Annotated in this window: 19 protein-coding genes and 1 riboswitch; of the genes, 11 read left to right on the plus strand and 8 right to left on the minus strand. The window is 31.8% G+C overall.

What is annotated here, in order from left to right; translation table 11 throughout:
• Positions 1–227: 227 nt before the first annotated feature.
• On the minus strand, positions 228–434 hold the full coding sequence (locus tag Ctaglu_RS13875; RefSeq protein WP_125002670.1) for a hypothetical protein: 207 nt from the start codon (positions 432–434) through the stop codon (positions 228–230).
• A gap of 317 nt (positions 435–751) precedes the next feature.
• Here Ctaglu_RS13875 and Ctaglu_RS13880 point away from each other — a divergent pair, with 317 nt between their 5' ends.
• The 8 genes from Ctaglu_RS13880 to Ctaglu_RS13915 all read left to right on the plus strand — a co-directional run bounded on the left by Ctaglu_RS13880 (position 752) and on the right by Ctaglu_RS13915 (position 10,661).
• Entirely contained in the window at positions 752–2,584 is a 1,833-nt protein-coding gene (locus tag Ctaglu_RS13880; protein WP_125002672.1) for a peptide ABC transporter substrate-binding protein, read from the plus strand.
• A gap of 118 nt (positions 2,585–2,702) precedes the next feature.
• Positions 2,703–3,632 carry an ABC transporter permease gene (locus Ctaglu_RS13885; RefSeq protein ID WP_125002674.1) on the plus strand — a complete coding sequence of 310 codons (930 nt, stop codon included), beginning with the start codon at positions 2,703–2,705 and terminating at the stop codon, positions 3,630–3,632.
• A 4-nt stretch (positions 3,633–3,636) separates the two neighbouring features.
• Positions 3,637–4,920 (plus strand): ABC transporter permease, encoded by a 1,284-nt coding sequence (locus tag Ctaglu_RS13890; protein WP_125002676.1) that lies wholly within the window; start codon positions 3,637–3,639, stop codon positions 4,918–4,920.
• A 12-nt stretch (positions 4,921–4,932) separates the two neighbouring features.
• Entirely contained in the window at positions 4,933–5,985 is a 1,053-nt protein-coding gene (locus Ctaglu_RS13895; RefSeq protein WP_125002678.1) for an ABC transporter ATP-binding protein, read from the plus strand.
• A 1-nt stretch (position 5,986) separates the two neighbouring features.
• Positions 5,987–6,961 carry an ABC transporter ATP-binding protein gene (locus Ctaglu_RS13900; RefSeq protein WP_125002680.1) on the plus strand — a complete coding sequence of 325 codons (975 nt, stop codon included), beginning with the start codon at positions 5,987–5,989 and terminating at the stop codon, positions 6,959–6,961.
• Positions 6,962–7,222: 261 nt separating this feature from the next.
• Entirely contained in the window at positions 7,223–8,710 is a 1,488-nt protein-coding gene (locus tag Ctaglu_RS13905; RefSeq protein WP_185732717.1) for an exo-beta-N-acetylmuramidase NamZ domain-containing protein, read from the plus strand.
• 572 nt (positions 8,711–9,282) lie between these two features.
• A complete protein-coding gene (locus tag Ctaglu_RS13910; protein ID WP_125002682.1) occupies positions 9,283–9,864 on the plus strand; it encodes a 5-formyltetrahydrofolate cyclo-ligase in 582 nt (193 codons plus the stop codon).
• A 68-nt stretch (positions 9,865–9,932) separates the two neighbouring features.
• The gene (locus Ctaglu_RS13915) at positions 9,933–10,661 is read left to right on the plus strand and encodes an HAD-IB family hydrolase (protein WP_125002684.1); all 729 of its coding nucleotides are present in this window, start codon (positions 9,933–9,935) and stop codon (positions 10,659–10,661) included.
• Positions 10,662–10,799: 138 nt separating this feature from the next.
• Here the strand turns inward: Ctaglu_RS13915 and Ctaglu_RS13920 are convergent, their stop codons facing one another.
• From Ctaglu_RS13920 to ribD, 6 genes are all read right to left on the minus strand, one after another.
• Positions 10,800–11,102 carry a hypothetical protein gene (locus Ctaglu_RS13920; protein ID WP_125002686.1) on the minus strand — a complete coding sequence of 101 codons (303 nt, stop codon included), beginning with the start codon at positions 11,100–11,102 and terminating at the stop codon, positions 10,800–10,802.
• Between the two features lie 89 nt (positions 11,103–11,191).
• Positions 11,192–12,106, minus strand: a complete 915-nt coding sequence (locus Ctaglu_RS13925) for a CobW family GTP-binding protein (protein ID WP_373861680.1) — start codon at positions 12,104–12,106, stop codon at positions 11,192–11,194.
• Positions 12,107–12,408: 302 nt separating this feature from the next.
• The gene (gene ribH / locus Ctaglu_RS13930; protein WP_125002690.1) at positions 12,409–12,870 is read right to left on the minus strand and encodes a 6,7-dimethyl-8-ribityllumazine synthase; all 462 of its coding nucleotides are present in this window, start codon (positions 12,868–12,870) and stop codon (positions 12,409–12,411) included.
• Between the two features lie 45 nt (positions 12,871–12,915).
• Positions 12,916–14,118 (minus strand): bifunctional 3,4-dihydroxy-2-butanone-4-phosphate synthase/GTP cyclohydrolase II, encoded by a 1,203-nt coding sequence (locus Ctaglu_RS13935; protein WP_125002692.1) that lies wholly within the window; start codon positions 14,116–14,118, stop codon positions 12,916–12,918.
• Between the two features lie 49 nt (positions 14,119–14,167).
• A complete protein-coding gene (gene ribE / locus Ctaglu_RS13940) occupies positions 14,168–14,815 on the minus strand; it encodes a riboflavin synthase (protein WP_125002693.1) in 648 nt (215 codons plus the stop codon).
• 24 nt (positions 14,816–14,839) lie between these two features.
• The gene (gene ribD, locus Ctaglu_RS13945; protein ID WP_125002695.1) at positions 14,840–15,937 is read right to left on the minus strand and encodes a bifunctional diaminohydroxyphosphoribosylaminopyrimidine deaminase/5-amino-6-(5-phosphoribosylamino)uracil reductase RibD; all 1,098 of its coding nucleotides are present in this window, start codon (positions 15,935–15,937) and stop codon (positions 14,840–14,842) included.
• 254 nt (positions 15,938–16,191) lie between these two features.
• Positions 16,192–16,304, minus strand: a riboswitch (FMN riboswitch).
• Positions 16,305–16,564: 260 nt separating this feature from the next.
• Between ribD and Ctaglu_RS13950 the strand changes: the two genes are divergently transcribed.
• Genes Ctaglu_RS13950 through Ctaglu_RS13960 form a run of 3 tightly spaced genes read left to right on the plus strand, consistent with a single transcriptional unit; the run spans position 16,565 to position 18,836 of the window.
• On the plus strand, positions 16,565–17,365 hold the full coding sequence (locus Ctaglu_RS13950) for an amino acid ABC transporter substrate-binding protein (protein WP_125002697.1): 801 nt from the start codon (positions 16,565–16,567) through the stop codon (positions 17,363–17,365).
• Positions 17,366–17,402: 37 nt separating this feature from the next.
• Positions 17,403–18,044: an amino acid ABC transporter permease gene (locus Ctaglu_RS13955; protein ID WP_125002699.1), complete on the plus strand. Its 642-nt coding sequence runs from the start codon at positions 17,403–17,405 to the stop codon at positions 18,042–18,044.
• Between the two features lie 51 nt (positions 18,045–18,095).
• Positions 18,096–18,836 (plus strand): amino acid ABC transporter ATP-binding protein, encoded by a 741-nt coding sequence (locus tag Ctaglu_RS13960; RefSeq protein WP_125002701.1) that lies wholly within the window; start codon positions 18,096–18,098, stop codon positions 18,834–18,836.
• Positions 18,837–18,923: 87 nt separating this feature from the next.
• Here the strand turns inward: Ctaglu_RS13960 and megL are convergent, their stop codons facing one another.
• Positions 18,924–20,126, minus strand: coding sequence for a methionine gamma-lyase (gene megL, locus Ctaglu_RS13965; protein ID WP_125002703.1), 1,203 nt, complete (start codon positions 20,124–20,126; stop codon positions 18,924–18,926).
• Positions 20,127–20,163 lie beyond the last annotated feature (37 nt).

Below are 20,163 nucleotides of genomic sequence, written 5' to 3' on the forward strand. Positions count from 1 at the left end.
ATAACAGAAATTTTTAGTCCAAACTAAAAACGCCGAAACAAAGTCTCAGCGTTTTTAGCCATTATGAAACATAACAATTTAGTAATAAGAAAAAAGTTAAGATTAATGATATTTTTTTAAAAATAAAAAATCATTTTTTCACCAATCTAATCTTATTTAAATTTTTAAAAAGGTCACAGGATTATTATTCTACACCTTCTTCTAAAAAACAATAAATTTATTTAATCCTAATAAGCCCTTTGATCTCCATTTAAAATATTCTCAATTTCTACTGCTATTTCACGACCTTTTTTATAGGAGTTAAGCCTATCTTGTGGTATGGAGTCTTTATATCTGTCTTCACCAGAAAGAAAATCTATTATTCCTTTTTTTGCACTTGGCACATCTCCAACGTGTTCTATTCCATTAACTTCTTTTACTTTTGAATAATCCATGAATATTCCTCCCTATATGTCTTGCAAATACTGAGTACTTATTAATGCTCCAGTATCGTAAGTATTGTAGTTATAGCTTTCCCAATTTAGAATTTTTAATGTATTAATACATCCCTTAAGATCAACAAAAGTATATATTAATCACATGAAAATTATTACTCTTGATTTTTCGAATGCCTTTTAATTCTAAATAATTTGTTACATTATAATATAAATCTCCTTAATATTTATTCAAAATATTTACATATAAAAAAAATAATGGTCATATTATATAACAGTACTTTAATTTTTAATGATTAGATAAGGGGGGGTATGTAATGAAAAAGAAAAAATTAGTTGCTTCTTTGCTATTAGCTTTGTTTGTATCCACAAATGTACTTTCTGGATGCTCAAAAAAACCTAAAGTTGTAGAAAGCAAAGCACCACAAGTTTTAAATTATTATACTGTAGATGAACCAGAAACCTTGGACCCACAACAGATGACCGGATCACCTGACTTTCAGATTGCAAATATGTTTATTGAAAGTTTAGTTCGTTTTGGTAAAGAAGAAGGTAAATACGAACCAGGAGTTGCTAAAAAGTGGAGTTTAGATACTTCAACCAATACTTATACTTTTGAGTTAAATAAAGATGCGAAATGGTCTGATGGAACAGCAGTTACTGCAAATGATTTCTTCTTTGGATGGAAGCTTGCGCTTGATGGAAATAGTCAGTACGCATTTATGATTAGTGATTACATTGTAGGAGCTCAAGATTACGCTGCTCTTACTAGTGAGGGGTTTTACGGCGAATCAAATGCTAAGTTTAAAGCTTTAGTTGATAACAGAGATGCGCAAAAAGACAAAGATAAAAAATCAGCTTTGGCTGCTAAGGTTACCGATGCTTTAAAGGCAATGCCAGCAGATCTAAAAACAGCATTTGAGACAAAGAAAAAAGATTTATGGTCAAAAGTTGGAATCAAAGAGAATAATGGAAATATTGAAATTAAACTTTCAAAAGTATGCCCATACTTTGTGGGATTAACTGCCAATTCTGTTTATTGTCCTGTAAACGAGAAATTTTACAATGATCATAAGAGTGACTACACTCTTGAAGCTGCAGGGTTAAACAGTAATGGACCATGGATGGTTAAAGAATGGAAACACAAAGATAGCTTTACTTTACAAAAAAATCCAAATTACTGGAATAAGAGTAATATAAAGATCGATACAATTCAGTTGAAAGTTGTTATTGATGTTGCTACAAGAACAAATCTTTTAAAGACAGGTGCTTTAGATGGTTCAGCTATTCAAGCTAATGATTTGAAGACATTCCAAGATAAAGCAATACTTGATCAATACAAACTCCAAGATTTAATTGATATGCCTGATTATACTGTATTCTATCTTGAATTTAACCAATTTAACAATCCAATAACTTCTAATGTTAATATTAGAAAGGCTATATCCTTAGCTATGGACCGCAAGGGTTTAGTTGAAAATGTTTCACAAGGCGATATTGCTGCACTTGCAGTAGTTCCGGAGTATTTCCCAGGTCTTAGTAAATCCTTCCGTGAAGAAAATGGCAAGACTTTGTTTGAAGATAATCAAAAGGATAAGGCTAAAGCGGCTTTAGCCCAAGGTTTATCAGAGTTAAAACTAGCTAAATTACCTACTATAGATGTTTTAACAAATCAGTCTGATATCGGTAAGAAACAAGGCGAAAAGTTACAATCAGATTTAAAAGAAATTGGAATTGACATTAATCTTGTGCCAGTTGCATGGGGTGATAAATTAACTAGATTGAAAGCTGGAACATTTGGTATTTGTGCTAGTGGTTGGGGACCTGATTATATGGATCCAATGACATATCTTGATTTATTTGAATCAAAAAATGGAAATAATCATGGTAAATATAATAACCCAAATTATGATAAATTAATTAATAATGCTAAAACTGAATCAGATGCTAAAAAAAGAATGGGTTATTTATATGATGCTGAAAAAATATTAATTAGCGATATGGTTATTGCACCTCAATATTATAGAACACTTCATAGCACATTTAAAAATTATTTAAATGGAGTTGTTATTAGAGGAGCTGGCCCAACCGTAGATTTTTATTGGGCTAATGTAGATATGACAAAGAAGAATGTTGAGAAAGCTAAGTAAATTTAATTTTAATTATTAATAGGTAAGGTGGGGTATATGTTATTTAAACGTATATCTTTCCTTTTATTAATAAGTAAATGGGTAACTTAGTATTTTTCTATATAGAGGAGGCTTACGAATGGTTAAATACATTTTGAAAAGAATCTTTTACGCAATAATCACAATTTTATGCATAGCAACTATAACTTTTGCATTAATGAAAGCTCTACCAGGAGATCCCTTCCATAATGAAAAAATGAAACCTGAATTAAGACAAGCTTTGTTACAAAAATATGGATTGGATCTACCGGTTTCCCAGCAATATTTAAAATATATGAATAACTTAGTTCATGGGGACCTTGGACTTTCTTATAAATACGTTAATCGTCCAGTATCTCAAGTAATTAAAAGTAGTTTTCCTAAATCCTTTGCTTTAGGATGGAGGGCCATGGCATACTCATCTATTTTCGGAATCCTTTTGGGTATAATAGCAGCCTTAAAACATCAGAAAACGCAAGATTATATTATAATTTTTATTTCTATTGTAGGAGTATCTGTTCCAAGTATTGTTATGGGGCCACTGCTCGCATACTATTTTGGCGTTAATTTAGGGTGGTTGCCAGTTACCGTAACTAGCAGTGAACTTTCTATGCTTTTACCATCCTTTACTTTAGGCCTTGGTACTCTGGCATTTGTGGCTAGATTAATGCGTTCAACTACCCTTGAAGTACTGGGTCAAGATTATATACTAACTGGAAAATCTAAAGGACTCGCCACTTCTAAAATTGTATGGAACCATGTAATTCGCAATGCCGTAATGCCAGTTATATCAGTACTTGGACCATCTTTTGCTGCTATTATAACAGGCTCCATTGTTATTGAAAATGTTTTTGCTGTTTCAGGGCTTGGGGGATATTTTGTATCCACGATCACAGACCAGGATTATTCTATGACTATGGGTATAACACTATTCTATGCAGTGCTTATAATAGTATCTATTCTTTTAGTTGATATAGCATATGGCTTAGTTGATCCAAGACTTAAAGTATCAAGTAAAGGGGGCGAATAACTAAATGGATAAAATTGAAAAGGAGCAATTTAATCATGTTGGTAAGAACCTAGAAGCTGCTCAGAGTATAAAACGCCCAAGTATGTCATATTTACAGGATGCCTTTAGGAGATTAAAAAAGAGCAAGCCATCTATAATATCCTTTTGGATTTTAGTTATATTGATTATTATGGCAATAGTTGGCCCAATGATTTCAAAATCACTTTATGGACATACTTATAGATCTCAAAATTTAAAGTTGCAAGACCAAACCTTTATTCTTTCAAATCAGCGGAGTTTAAAGCTATCTTCTAATTCTGTATTTTCCTATGGAAAATATAAACCTAACCTTAGAAAAACAAAATTGGAATTTAAAAATGTTAAATTGAAAAACCAATCTGGAAAGCTAAGCTTTTACATTGGTGATAAATCTGAGGAATCCTATCAAGGGGATCAAAAGGAATATAAACTGGAGATAACAACAACTTCATCCGATAATTGGGATTCAATTATAAAGAAATTAAATATTGAAGCAGAAAATATTTTAAAACAAGACCCAGATTTTAGAGGAATCTCTTTTAAAAAAAGTCATAACAATATAACTGTAACAACAAAAGGCGAAAAAAACTTCAACAGTAAATATTGGCTTGGAACTGATGACCTTGGTAGAGATCTATTTACTAGGTTATGGGAAGGCTCAAGAGTTTCTCTCCTGATTGCAGTAATATCAGTGTTGTTTACAATTTTATTTGGTGTTGTTTATGGAGGTATATCTGGATACATTGGCGGAAGAGCTGATACTATAATGATGAGAATCATTGAAATTATCATGGTTATTCCAGATATGTTATATATCATGTTATTATCTATTGTATTTCCCAGAGGAGTTGTAACCATTACCCTTGTTCTTGCATTTACAAGCTGGATGGGAACTGCAATATTGGTTCGTGGAGAAGTTTTAAGATTAAAACACAGCGAATATGTGATTGCATCACAAATTCTAGGTGCAGATTCAAAAAGAGTTATTTTCAAACATTTGATTCCAAATTGTATGGGGCCAATTATAGTTAACATGACTATGATGATTCCAAGGATGATTTTTGCAGAGGCATTTTTAAGTTTCATAGGTTTAGGCGTACCAGCGCCATATGCGTCTCTCGGAGTTCTAGTTAATGATGGAGCAAAGATTTTTTATCAATACCCACATTTACTTATAATACCATCAATTGTTTTATGTTTAATTATGCTTTCATTCAATATGCTTGGTGATGGACTACGGGATGCACTTGACCCTAAACTTAGGAAATAGGAGGTTAATAACTTGGAAAAAAAGATATTAGAAGTGGAAAATTTGTATGTTTCTTTTGATACGTATGCAGGTGAAATTCAAGCAGTTCGTGGTGTTTCCTTTGAATTATTTGAAGGTGAGACTTTAGCTATTGTTGGAGAATCTGGTTGTGGGAAATCTGTAACTGCTAAATCTATAATGAGACTTAACCCAGAGCCGCCTGCACGTTTTAAAAGCGGAAAAATTATTTTTAATGGTGAAGATATAATTGCTAAGTCTGAAAAAGAAATGAGAGAAATTAGAGGTAAAGAGATTGGTATGATATTTCAAGACCCAATGACTTCTCTTAATCCTACAATGACAATTGGAAATCAGATATCAGAAGGTTTAAGGACACATAATAGTACTCTTACAAATAAACAAGCCCATAAAGTAGCTCTTAATATGTTAAAGTTAGTTCAAATACCAAATGCAGAGCAGCGTATTAGCGAATATCCACATCAGTTTTCTGGCGGAATGCGTCAACGTGCTATGATTGCAATTGCACTAGTGTGTAATCCTAAGCTTCTTATCGCTGATGAGCCTACAACTGCTCTGGATGTAACAATTCAAGCACAAATATTAGAATTAATGAAGGATTTGCAGAAAAAGATAAACACTTCTATTATAATGATTACTCATGATTTGGGTGTAGTCGCTAATATTTCACAAAGAGTGGTAGTTATGTATGGTGGAAAAATCGTAGAGTATGCAAGTACTAATGAGTTATATTATAATCCAAAACATCCATATACTTGGGGACTTTTAAGTTCAGTACCAAGAGTTGATATTGTCAAAAGCCAAAATAGATTATCATCAATAGAGGGTACACCGCCAGATTTATTTGCGCCTCCCTCTGGATGCCCATTTGCAGATAGATGTGAATATTCAATGAAAATTTGCAGGGAAAAGATGCCTCCTCATTTTATTATTAGTAAAGGACATGGAGCTGCCTGTTGGTTAAATCATCCGGATGCTCCAAAAGTAAATTCACCTAGTCTTTTTATAACAGCAAAGAAACCTACTGAAAAGAGAGGTGGAAATTAAAATGGTTGAAAAAGATAAAAAAGAAATACTTCTTAGCGTAAAAAATTTAAAAAAATATTTTCTTGTGGAAAAAAATCAATATTTAAAAGCTGTTGATGATATAAGTTTTGATATTTATAAGGGTGAAACACTAGGTCTCGTAGGCGAATCAGGTTGTGGAAAATCTACCTGTGGGCGAACTATTTTAAGAATTTATAACCCTACAGCAGGTACTATTGAGTTTGAAGGTAAATCTGTTCATAGCCTGAAAGGAAAAAACTTAAAGGAATTTAATAGAAGAGCACAAATGATTTTTCAAGATCCATATGCTTCTTTAAATCCTAGAATGCTTGTATCCAATATTGTTGCAGAAGGTATTGATATTCATAATCTTAGCCATGGAGACGAGCGAAAGAAAAGAATTGACGACCTTTTAGAATTGGTTGGACTTAATCGGGAACATGCAAATAGATTTCCACATGAATTTAGTGGTGGGCAGAGACAGAGAATAGGAATAGCTCGTGCGCTTGCAGTAGATCCTGATTTTATAGTATGCGATGAACCTATATCAGCGTTAGATGTTTCTGTTCAAGCTCAAGTAGTAAATTTACTTCAGGAATTACAAACAAAATATGGTTTAACCTTCTTGTTTATCGCACATGATCTTTCAATGGTTAAATATATTTCAGACAGAGTTGCAGTAATGTATCTTGGTTCCATGTCAGAGATTGCTAAAAGTGATGAATTATACAAAAAACCACTTCATCCTTATACGGAGGCGTTACTTTCATCAATTCCACTACCTGATCCAATTATTGAAAAAACTAGACAAAGAATAGTCCTTGAAGGTGATGTTCCTAGTCCTATAAACCCCCCTAATGGATGTAAGTTTGTTGATAGGTGTAATAAAGCTATGGATATTTGTCGCGAAAATAGACCTAAGATGGTAGAGATAGAACCAGAACATTTTGTTGCATGCCATTTATATGATAAATAATATAAGATATTAACAGCCAAAAACTGAGTACTGTGATATTACTGCAAAAATAAGCACTATGGAAACTTATTCAAATTCAATAAGTTTCCATAGTGCTTTTTATATTTAGCAATTAAAAAAATACATGAATTTTATCTTTGATAGATTCCCTTTTTATATACTAAATTATAAAAATATAATATAATCAATTTAAAGTAATATTCCATAAATATTTATTAATTGTATAATTGTTATTTATAAGCATATAAGGGGGGTTTCATATTGAAACGCAATTTTAAAATATTTGTATTTTTACTATTTTCCTGTATTTTCATGGCTTTCACAAGTACAACTTTTTCCACTGAAAAGTATATTTTCTTATCTTCAAAACAAAATACTGATTCAAATAAAATGTGGACTATAAAATTTAACACCACCCTTGATAAAAAAACTATCACGGATGAAAACATTTGGGTTTCTGATTCAAAAGGTAATAAGCTAGATACAGCGCTAGCTTTAGCCGAAAATTTGAAATCTGTAAAAATATCTCCACTTAAAAAGAGTTATAATTTAAATGAAACCTACTTTTTAAATATAGAAAATGGTGTACAAGCATTAAACGGCAATAAATTATCATCGGCTGTTGCAATGCCTTTTACCATCCCTAGTTTTAAACTTGGAGATGAATTATTATTCACAAATCATAGTGAACTTATAGAGGGCAAAAAAATAGGATTTATTACAAATCAGACTGGAGTAAACAGTTCAGGTGAAAATATGATAACGCTACTAGCTAATTATAAAGGCGCAAAACTTACAGCTTTATATGGACCAGAGCACGGTATTGATGGTAAAGCTAAGGCTGGTGACGATGTAAAATCTTATATTCATCAAAGCTTAAATATTCCTGTTTATAGTCTTTATGGAGATACTAGAAAGCCTACTAAAGAAATGCTATCAAACATAGATGTACTTATTTTTGATATTCAAGATATTGGCTCCCGGTCTTATACTTATATGTCAACATTAAACTATTGTATGCTAGCTGCTGCAGAGTATAATAAACCAATTATTGTTTTAGATAGGCCTAATCCATTAGGTGGTAAAATTGTTGATGGCCCAGTGCTTGAGGATAAATATAAAACCTTTGTTGGCGTAGATAATTTGCCCATATGCCATGGCATGACAGCTGGAGAGTTAGCTAATTTTTTCAATCGTAAAATTAGTGCTAATCTTACTGTTATACCTATGGAAGGCTATAGCAGAGATATGATTTTTGAAGATACAAAATTAAAATGGGTTCAAAGTTCCCCATACATTCCAGATATTGCTTCAGTGTTTGGTTATTCTGCTACTAGTCTTGGATCCGAAACCTCTATTTTTCAAGACGATTCCTTTAAATGGGTAGGTGGTCCCGGTATAAACTCAGATAAGTACGCAAAGCTATTAAATGACGATAAACTACCTGGAGTAAAATTTATTGCTAAAAGTAGAGGCAGTTCTGGAGGTGTAAAACTTTTGATAACTGATTATCGCATGTTTAACCCAGCTAAAACAGGCATATACACTCTTGCACGTGCACACTCATTAAATAATTTCAAAGTACCTAAAAGTAATGAAACCATTGTAATGTTTGATAAAATCATGGGCACAGATAAGATTGGGATGTATTTAGAAAAAGGATACACGCCTCAGCAAATAGAAGCGACCTATAAAGCGGATTTGGAACAATTTAAGAAAGAGAGACAAAAATATTTAATTTACGAATAAATCCGAAGTTAACGCTTTTTTCTTGGATTATGCTATAACAAAAAGTATATATTGCTGGAATGCTCTCACGTCGCTAAGTAATTCTAAAATTTATTTTATTTACAGCTACTAAAAAGTGCAAACTCGCTATCGCTCAGACATGCATTTTTCTTTACGCACCTGCAAATAAAATAAATTGTGAATTACTAAGGCTTGTTCGAATGCATTCTGCGCAATATATACTTTTGTTAGCATAATCTAATAAAAAAATAGTTAATTCACAATAAAAGATTAATGTGACATGACATAAACCTAAGCCTAACCTACTATCAAACCCTCTGCATTTATCATAGGATATATAGGATTTAGAATTAATCAGTCCCATTTATCACTCTTTTTCATATGATATTTTAAATAGCTTTAATGTTATTAAGAATTATTTTCTGAGTAAAATCATATTTTTACCAAGTTCTACAAATTGCATATATGAGAAACATATGTTATACTAATTAAAATTTTGTAGTATATAAATACTTTTACCACAATAGCTTTCTTTGTTTGTACTGATGTAATAATTTCTGGGAGGGATCTCTATGGAAAATAATCTTAAAGATAATTTAAGGAAAAATATGCTTAAAGAAAGAAAAAGCATGAAAACAGAGACTGTAAGTGCTTTTAGCCATATAATTATGGACACAATTATAAAATTACCTGAATTTTTAAATTGCAAAAATATCATGTTATACTTAAGTTTTAATAATGAAGTTGATACATATGCTCTTGCTAAGTGGTGTTTAGATAACGGTAAAAAAGTAATTGTACCTTATTGTATAAAAGAAACACGAGAAATTATACCTTTTGAAATAAATAATCTTACAAATGATCTTACTAAATCTTCTTTTGGTATTATGGAACCCAAACATGATATATTAAAAAAAGCTAATACTTGCGATATAGATTTAATAATAGTTCCTGGCGTAGTATTTGATAAGCATGGAAATAGGATAGGCTTTGGTGCAGGTTATTACGATAGATTTTTACCTAAAAGAGTAAAAAATACTCCTACTATAGGTATAGCCTTTGACTATCAAGTAATTAGTAAAATCCCCACTGGTACTTATGATGTGCCTTTAGATTTCATAATCACGGAAAAAAGAATAATATTTCCTGATTAAGTCCTTATACCTTTTTATAATTAAACAATTACAGAAACAAAATTATACTAGTATTGGAGGTGACCCCTTTGGAAAAAAGAATAGCTGCTTTCTTTGATATTGACGGTACTCTCTATAGGGAAGGTTTAATAACAGAGGTATTTAAAAAATTAATAAAAAGCGAACTAATAGAAAATGATAAATGGTACAAAGAGGTAAAACCATTTTATGTTAAATGGGACAAGAGAATAGGAAATTATGATAATTACCTACTTAAGATGGCTGATATTTACAGTGAAGCCATAATTGGCCTTCACAGGACTCAAATTGAGTTTATTGCTAGCCAAATTATAAAGCAAAAGGGAGATAGAGTATATACCTATACTCGTGATAGAATTAAATGGCATAAAGATCAGGGTCATTTAATTATTACTATATCAGGTAGCCCCATTGAACTTGTACGTGAAATGTCTATAAAATACGGTTTTGATGATTATATAGGAACAAAGTATATATTAAATGAAAATGATGTTTACACTGGTAAAATTATTCCTATGTGGGATAGTGCTAGTAAACAAACTGCCATAGAAACTTTCGTTTCTAAATATGATATTGATTTGCAGCAAAGTTATGCTTATGGAGATACTTCTGGGGACTACACTATGTTAAAGTCAATTAGTAACCCCACAGCAATAAACCCTACTAAAGAACTGCTACTAATGATTTTAAACGATGATGAATTAAAAGAAAAAATAAATATAATGATTGAAAGAAAAGATGTGGTATATAAGCTGCGCCCAGAACACATAGACATATAATATCTTTGTTTTTTCTAAAAAACTACTATAATAATATTATATAGTAGTTTTTTAATTAGAATTATCATAACATATTTTGTTTTGAAAGGTGCTCTCTAATGTTAAGAGATTTATTATGATCATAATTTAATATTTGCTTTACTTGTTCTTCTTTGAAAATCTTTTTTTTGATATAAGTGAATATCCAATCCATATTATAAATAAACTCCCAATGGTTATATTTGTTATAATGGCTTTTAATGCTGGCATACCTTGTGCTAGAAAGGTTCCAATTAGGATTAACCCTCCCATTAAAATTAAAATAAACTTGTTTAGTTTTATATATTCCGCTTTGTTTTCGCCGCTATAATTTTTACCTTGCTTCTTCTCAAAATTTAAGCCAGAAACAACAGCGGAAGCTCCCATCATAACAAATATAATAGTAAAAATACTATCGCCCATTACTAATACCCCCTATGCTACCTAACTAATACTAATACTAATACTAATACTAAAAATATTATATCATAAACATATCTGCATATTATCAATTATCTAAGCTTCATTTCTTGCCCTGTAATTGTCTTCCAATTATCTATAATTGGTTTTATAATATTAGGTCCTATCTTTGATATGAAAACTAATTTGGATTCTGATTCTCCTAAGGTCAATAATTTATAATCAATTTTTCTATTAACTACATCTACTTGATTCCATCCATCCTCTAATTTGAAAAACCCTTTAATTCTATAGCTACTTTCTGAAACACTGTTTAGAAATTCAGTTAGCTCTTCTTTAGTTACTTGTCCATTAAAAGTTAAATTTAAACTTTTAGGTTTGCTTTCAGGAGTATTAGTAGTTTCTTCATCTTCGGTCCATTGATTTTTCATTAAATCATGGCTTAAGAAATCATATCTAAGTTCACCAAAGCTACATTCCTTAATTTCCACTTTAGAATTAATATCTATAATTTTATTTTTAATTTGGGAAAGTGTTTTTTCGTTAACTAAATCTATTTTATTAATTACAACCAAGTGACAGTGTTTAAGCTGTCTTTCTACTGTTTCCAAATCTTCTATTTGATCTAGAAAGTGCAGAGCATCCACAAGGCATATGGCTCCTTTATACTCATAAACGTTGCCCACTGCAACCTCTACCCCACTTAATACATCCCCAATATTAGATGGATCTGCAAGTCCAGAACTTTCTACAAATAAATATTTTAATGAACCTTTTGACATTTCAACCATAGCATGAGCAAAAGATAATTTCAGGCAAGAACAAAATATAGACCCTTTGTTAATTTCAATTAACTCCACGCCTTCTTTTTTGATAATTTGTCTATCTATACCTATTTTTCCAAATTCATTCATTATCACTCCGACTTTTTCCTCTGATAAATTATTAAGTATATTTGTTAGTAATGTTGTCTTACCTGAACCCAAGAAACCCGTTAATAAATACAAATTTATTTTATTTTATTTTCCAATTGTCTCCCTCTTTTCTAATAATTAAAATCTATTATAAATTCGCTTTTTATCTTATAACGTGAAATTTAAATATGTATATAGTTAAATTATAAATTTATAAGGTATAAAGGTCAATAAGAAACTAGCAAATTGTGTAATATACGTTATGTCTATTTTACATTAATTACATATCTTATATATTAAGGAAGGTACTTTCTAATTTATAAAAAAAGGAGAATTTAATATAGTTACCCACATTAAACTCTCCAATATTTATTTCATTTTTAAAATTACAAATACTAAATTTCTTTTAATAGATTTGCCATTTCTATTGCAGATACTGCAGCATCATAGCCCTTGTTACCAGCTTTAGTCCCTGCTCTTTCAATTGCTTGCTCAATATTCTCAGTAGTAAGCACCCCGAAAATAACTGGAACTCCTGTTTCTAAGGATACAGATGCAATTCCTTTAGTAACCTCACCAGATACATATTCATAATGAGATGTAGCCCCTCTAATAACTGCTCCTAAACATATTACCCCATCATACTTGCCAGATTTTGCCATCTTCTTTGCAACTAATGGTATCTCAAATGCCCCTGGCACCCATGCAATTTCAATGTTATCTTCTTCCACACCGTGACGTTTTAGACCATCTAGTGCTCCTGATAATAATTTACCACCTATAAACTCATTAAATCTAGCTACTATAATTCCGAATTTTAAACCCTCTGCTATTAATTTACCTTCATATGTTTTCATGTTAATTCCTCCTATTAATTTATGATATTTTAGCTTTTAATATATTTATTTTAATTTAAGTAAATGGCCCATTTTTTTCTTTTTAGTTTCTAAATAAAACTTATTTCTTTCATTATGATTCATCTCTATAGCTACTCTTTCAACTATATCAATACCATAACCTGAAATACCTGTTATTTTTTTAGGATTGTTAGTCATCATTCTAATCTTTTTAGCTCCCAGCAGTTCTAATATCTGAGCCCCTATACCATAATCTCTCATATCTACCGGAAATCCTAAAGCTACATTTGCTTCCGCTGTGTCCATGCCTTTATCTTGAAGATTATAAGCCTTTAGCTTATTAATTAATCCTATTCCTCGACCTTCCTGCCTCATGTAAACCAAAATTCCACACTCTTCTTTTGATATCGCTTTCATGGCTGCATCATATTGCTGCCCACAATCACATCTCATAGACCCCAATGCATCTCCAGTAAGGCACTCAGAATGCACCCTGACAAGAACAGGCTTACTACTGTCTATTTTTCCTTTGACTAATGCTACATGATGTTCTCCATTTATCTTATTAACAAATCCATAGATTTTAAATTCTCCATACCTAGTTGGCATTTCAGCTTCTGTAACCATTTCTACCAGACATTCAGTTTTTCTTCTATATGCAATTAAATCTACTATAGTAATTATTTTTAAATCATGCACTTTAACATATTCCATAAGTTCAGGGACCCTAGCCATGGATCCATCTTCATTCATAATTTCGCAAATTACCCCTGCAGGATATAATCCTGAAAGCCTTGCCATATCAACTGCAGCTTCTGTATGTCCAGCCCTTTTTAACACTCCACCCTCTCTTGCAGCTAGTGGAAATACGTGACCCGGTCTATTAAAATCCTTTGAAGAAGCCTGAGGATCTATCACTTTTAATATAGTGGTTGCTCTTTCTGCTGCTGATATTCCTGTAGTAGTATCGATGGCATCAATAGAGACTGTAAACGCTGTTCCATGAACATCAGTATTGTTTGTCACCATCTGCTTTATATTTAATTTATCTAATCTTTCTTTAGTTGTAGGCATGCATATAAGTCCACGGGCATAAGTAGCCATAAAATTTATATTTTCCTTAGTAGCTTTTTGTGCAGCTATTATTATATCTCCTTCATTTTCCCTATCTTCGTCATCTACTACCACAATCATTTTTCCATTTTTAACATCTTCTAGTGCTTCTTCAATAGTATTAAATTTAAACATCTTTACACCCCTTAATTTTTATTATTACTTTATACTGTGAAACGATTTATTAAAATCCATGCTCTATAAGAAAATCCCTACTAATAGCTTTCTTTTCTTTTGGAGCTTCACCATATTTCAATAGTTTTTCAATATACTTTGACATAATATCACTTTCAAGATTAACCACATCACCTATCTTGTTGTTTAATAAAGTAGTTTCACCTTTTGTATGAGGTATAATTGATACTTTGAATTTTTGGGCGTCCACATATGCAACAGTTAAACTAATTCCGTCTATGGCTATTGAACCTTTATGTACAATATACTTTAATATATACGCTGTAGTTTCTATAGCCACCCAAGTGGCATTGTCTTCTTTATAAATATCTAGAATAGTTCCTATTCCATCGATATGTCCACTTACTATATGACCCCCTAGTCTATCACTAGCTCTAAGTGCTCTTTCTAAATTAACAAGGGAGCCCGGTTTTAATTTCCCTAAATTACTACTTCTAATAGTTTCAGCCATAACATCTACACTAAAGCTACTTTTATTAAATTCTGTTACAGTAAGACACACTCCATTGGTATTAATGCTATCTCCAATATTTGTGCCTTCTAAAATTTTTGTGGCTTTTATGGTTATTCTTGCAGACCTGGCACCTTTTCCTATGGATAGTATCTCACCAATTTCCTCAATCAAACCTGTAAACATCTATTCACATCCTTTATAATAACTTTAAACTTTCACTACATAAGCCTCAATCATAATGTCCTCATCAAATCTAGTTACTTCGGCATCACAAAGCATAATAGAATCTTTCACCTGTTCTACGCCCTTGCCACCTACTGATGTTTTACCAGAAGTCCCTCCAAATATTTTGGGAGAAATAAACGTTATAACTTTATCCACGATGCCTTCCTCCATTGCAGAATAATTTAAAGTACTTCCACCTTCGAGTAGAATACTATCTATTCCCATTTCACCTAGCACTATCATTAAATACTTCAAATCTACCAAATTATTTTTACTAGGAGTTACAATAACCTCTGCGCCCTTTTGTTTTATAGCTTCGATTTTACCCTTATTCGCAAATTCTGTTGTAACTATAATGGTTTTTGTTTTTTCATCACATTGTAATACCTTTGCCTCTAATGGTATTCTTGCCTTACTGTCTATAACTATTCTTGTGGGGTTTAGGCTAAGCAAACCATCTCTTCTTGTAGTAAGCTCTGGGTCATCCGTAAGGATTGTTCCAATCCCCACCATAATTCCAGATACCATTTGCCTTAATTCATGCACATAGGCTCTAGACTTTTCATTACTTATCCACTTTGAATCCCCACTAGACGTGGCTATTTTTCCATCTAGAGTCATAGCAGTTTTCATTATACAAAAGGGTTGTTTCGAACTTATGTACTTTATAAAAATTTCATTTGTTTTCATTATTTCTTTTTCCATTATGCCAGTAGTCACTTCTATACCGCTACTTCTAAGGATTTCTATACCTTTGCCTGCCACCAGTGGATTTGGGTCTATCATTCCAATTACCACTTTAGATATTTTGTTTTTCACTATAGCATCAGCACAAGGTGGTGTTTTACCATAATGAGAACAAGGCTCCAAAGTTACGTACATTGTTGCACCTTCTACGTCTTCCTTTGAATTTTTAAAAGCATTTACTTCTGCATGTGCTCCGCCAAAATATTCATGATATCCTCCACCGATTATTTTATTGTCTTTTACAATAATAGCACCCACTAGTGGGTTGGGATTTACAAAACCAACTGCTCTTTTAGATAATTCAAGTGCTCTATTCATATAATAATTGTCCAATATACCACCCCTAATTCTATAATTGTAGTGCAATTTTTGCTGGGTATCTCTTTTCTTAGTATGCATAATTTTCAAGAAATAAAATCATATAAATTAATGGCTTGTTATTTGTTTTAATATGCCCAAATTAATAAAAGCCCTGAAAACAATGTTTTCAGGGCTTAATAAGCTTAATATATTTAATATCAAAATACAAAAGCATCTTCACAACTATTTTCATAGTTAATAAATAAAACTCTCTTATATCTATCATTACTCTCCTTCTCTCATCCAGACTTTACTGTCGGCTCTGGAATTCAACCAGATCTACCTTTCGGCTCGCGGGCTATACCGCCGGTTAGGAATCTCACCTACCCTGAAGGATCTATTCAATTTTCAACTTAAGAATAGCACTTTGTGATTTTACTGTCAAGTGAATAAATCTATAATAAAAATAAAGAAACATTTATATTTTCCACTGGGAGAGAGATTTATACTACTATTATATTTATTTTCGCTTTTTTACTTTACAAAGCTAACGTGTTAAAGTAAAATGATATTTATAGGATTTATAACTTGTACAAAAGATAAATAGCTTGTACACAAGATAAATAGCTTGTACACAAGATAAATAAAGGAGTGTTGAAAATGAAAAATAAATTGAAATTTTTAATGGTAGCAATACTTTCCACTGCTATTTTAACGGCTTGTGGAAGTACACCTTCCGCAGATAACTCATTAAGTGATATAAAACAAAAGAAAGAACTAATAATTGGTCTTGATGATAATTTCCCACCAATGGGCTTTAGAGACAAGAGTGGTGAAATTGTAGGCTTTGACATTGATATGGCAAAAGAAGTAGGCAAGCGAATGGGCGTAAAAGTAACCTTTAAGCCTGTTGAATGGGATGGTATTATATTAAGTCTAAATAATAAAGACATTGATGCTATATGGAATGGATTAACCATAACAGACAAGCGAAAACAGCAAATTGCTTTTTCTAAAGTATACCTTCAAAACAAACAAATAATTATTGTAAAAAACAAATCAAAGGTTTCGAGTAAGGTTGATTTAAAGGATAAAATTGTGGGTCTTCAAATGGGTAGCAGTAGTGAAACTGCTCTAAGTTCAAATTCCCAGCTTTCTAGTTCATTAAAAGAGGTGAAGAAGTACTCAAACAATACAGAAGCTCTACTGGATTTAAATGCTGATCGTATTGATGCTGTTATAGTAGATGAAGTAGTTGGTCGATACTACACTAATCTAAAACCAGGTGATTATAAAGTTCTTAATGAAAATTTAGGTGTAGAGGATTATGGCGTAGGCATGAGAAAAGCTGATGCAAAGCTTACTTCCGAAATAGATAAACTAATAGGCGAAATTAAAAGTGATGGAACTGCAAATAGTATATCCCAAAAATGGTTTGGGAAAGATATTATAAATAAATAAATAATAAGTATGAATTTTTCGGAAGTGGGTGTTATATTTGGCTAATTTTATAGACATTACAACTTATATTTTAAAAGGGAGCCTCTTTACAATTGAATTGTATTTTGCAACCATAATCTTTTGTTTGCCTCTTGGAATAATAGGCGCACTAATTAAAGTCTCAAATTTAAAAATACTTGGTAGGATTGTGGACCTCTATACTTGGTTTTTTAGAGGAACACCCTTACTTCTTCAACTTTTCTTCACATATTTTGGGCTACCCATTATTGGCATTAAGTTTTCTCCTTTTACTGCAGCTGCTCTTACCTTTTCTTTAAATTATGGTGCTTACTTTACTGAAATATTCAGATCTGGCATTCAATCTATTGATAAAGGACAATACGAGGCAGCCAAAGTATTAGGTATGAATTATAGACAAACTATGTCAAAAATAATACTGCCGCAAGCCTTTAAACGAATAATTCCTCCCACCTGTAATGAGGGAATTACTTTAATAAAAGATACGGCTTTAGTAGCTGCTATAGGATTACAAGATTTACTAAGAGCTGCTAGAGAAATTGTGACTAGAGATTTTACAATCGCTCCTTTTTTTATTGCCGCAATAATATATTTAATCTTTACTTCACTTATTGTCATGGCTTTTAAAAAATTAGAAAAAAAATATTCAGTTTACGAATAGACAATAACTGACTCAATAAGAATAACCTGTTAAATTAAGGAGGGTGCTACTATGAATTTACTTACGCTAAGTAAAATAAATAAAAGTTTTGATGAAAATGAAGTTTTAAAGAATGTATCACTAAGTTTAAAAAAGGGTGAAGTAATCTCCATTATTGGTCCTTCTGGCTCGGGGAAAAGCACTCTTCTTAGATGTATAAGTGGGCTTGAGCAGATGGATAGTGGCCTAATTGAATTTAATGACATAACAATAGCCGCGGCTAAAAAGAAAATTATTAATATTAAAGCAATTGATGCACATAAAAAAATAGGCATGGTTTTTCAAAACTTCAATTTATTTCCTCATAAAACAGTTTTAGAGAATATTATTGAAGCTCCCATTATAGTAAATAATATAGATAAAAAAGATGCTATAAACATAGCAAAAAAACTACTAACAAAAGTAGATTTATTGGATAAAATAAATTCTTATCCTTGTACTCTTTCAGGTGGTCAAAAGCAGAGAATTGCTATTGCTAGGGCTCTTGCAATGAGTCCTGAGTTAATTCTTTTTGATGAACCAACTTCTGCATTGGATCCTAAACTCACCAGCGAGGTTTTAAAAGTAATTAGAAATCTTGCCCTTGAAAAAATATCACTAGTAGTAGTTACCCATGAAATGGAATTTGCAAGGGAAATTTCAGATAGAATTATTTTTATGGAAAACGGAGAAATACTAGAGACCTCCACTCCTGATTTATTATTCTCAAATCCTAAACATCCAAGAATTAAGCAGTTTTTAAATCTTGCCTAAAAATAATTTATTATTATAAAAAGCAAGTAAAAAAGGTTATCTATATGCTAACATATAGATAACCTTTTTTAGTTATTATAGTAGTTACTATTTAACCATTAATTTAAGAGCCTGGTCTAAATCAGCAATAATATCTTCAACATTTTCAAGCCCTACTGCTAGTCTTACTAAACCATCCGTTATACCAGCTTCTAATCTTTCTTCTTGTGAATATGGTGAATGAGTCATGGAAGCAGGATGTTCAATTAGTGTTTCAGCATCTCCTAAACTAACAGCTATACTGCAAAGCTCAGTAGAATTTAAGAATTTTTTACCTTCTGCAATTCCGCCCTTAATTTCAAAAGCAATAATTCCACCAGAAAGACTCATTTGTTTTTTTGCAAGTTCATATTGTGGAAAACTTTTAAGTCCTGGGTAATATACTTTTTCAACTAATGGATGAGCTTCTAAAAATTCAGCTACAGCCATTGCATTTTTGCAGTGTTTTTCCATTCTTATTTCTAGTGTTTTCATTCCTCTTATAATCAAGAATGCATTAAAAGGACTTAATGAAGCTCCTGTCATATCTTTAACACCAAATAATCTAACCTGATCAATAAATTCTTTAGATCCAACAGCAAAACCAGAAATTACATCGCCATGTCCATTAAGAAATTTTGTTCCTGAATGTACTACAACGTCTGCACCGAGTTCTAGAGGCCTTTGTGTGTATGGAGTACTAAATGTATTGTCCACTACAACCATACAATCTCCCTTAGCATGAGCAATCTTTGCTATTGCTTCAATATCTGTTATAAGCAATGTTGGATTTGCAGGTGTTTCTAAGTAAATAACTTTTGTGTTTTCTTTCATAGCATTTCTAACATTTTCTAAGTTTGAAACATCAACAAAAGTAACTTCAACACCATATCTAGAAATACCATGAGCCAAAAATGCATGAGTACAGCCATAAAGAGTTTGTGCTGAAATCACATGGTCTCCAGCCTTTAATGCTGTCCACATAACTGAAGATATAGCTCCTATGCCTGATCCCATGGACATACATGCTTCTCCACCTTCAAGCATTGCCAATTTTTCTTCGAGTACTGTATTAGTAGGATTTCCTAGTCTTGTATAAACATATCCATCTTCTTCTCCCGCAAATCTTCTTCCACCTTGCTCAGCTGAATCAAAAACAAAAGTAGCTGTTTGATGTATTGGAGTAGCTAGTGATCCGTACTGATCTTCTTTATTTCCACCATGTATAGCAATAGTCGCAAATCCACTATTTCGTAAATGTTCTCTATCCATCACAATTCCCCCTAGTATAATTTTTTCTTTATACATA

Origin of the sequence: Clostridium tagluense, from assembly GCF_003865095.1 — a bacterium.
Classification (GTDB): Bacteria; Bacillota; Clostridia; order Clostridiales; family Clostridiaceae; genus Clostridium_AD; species Clostridium_AD tagluense.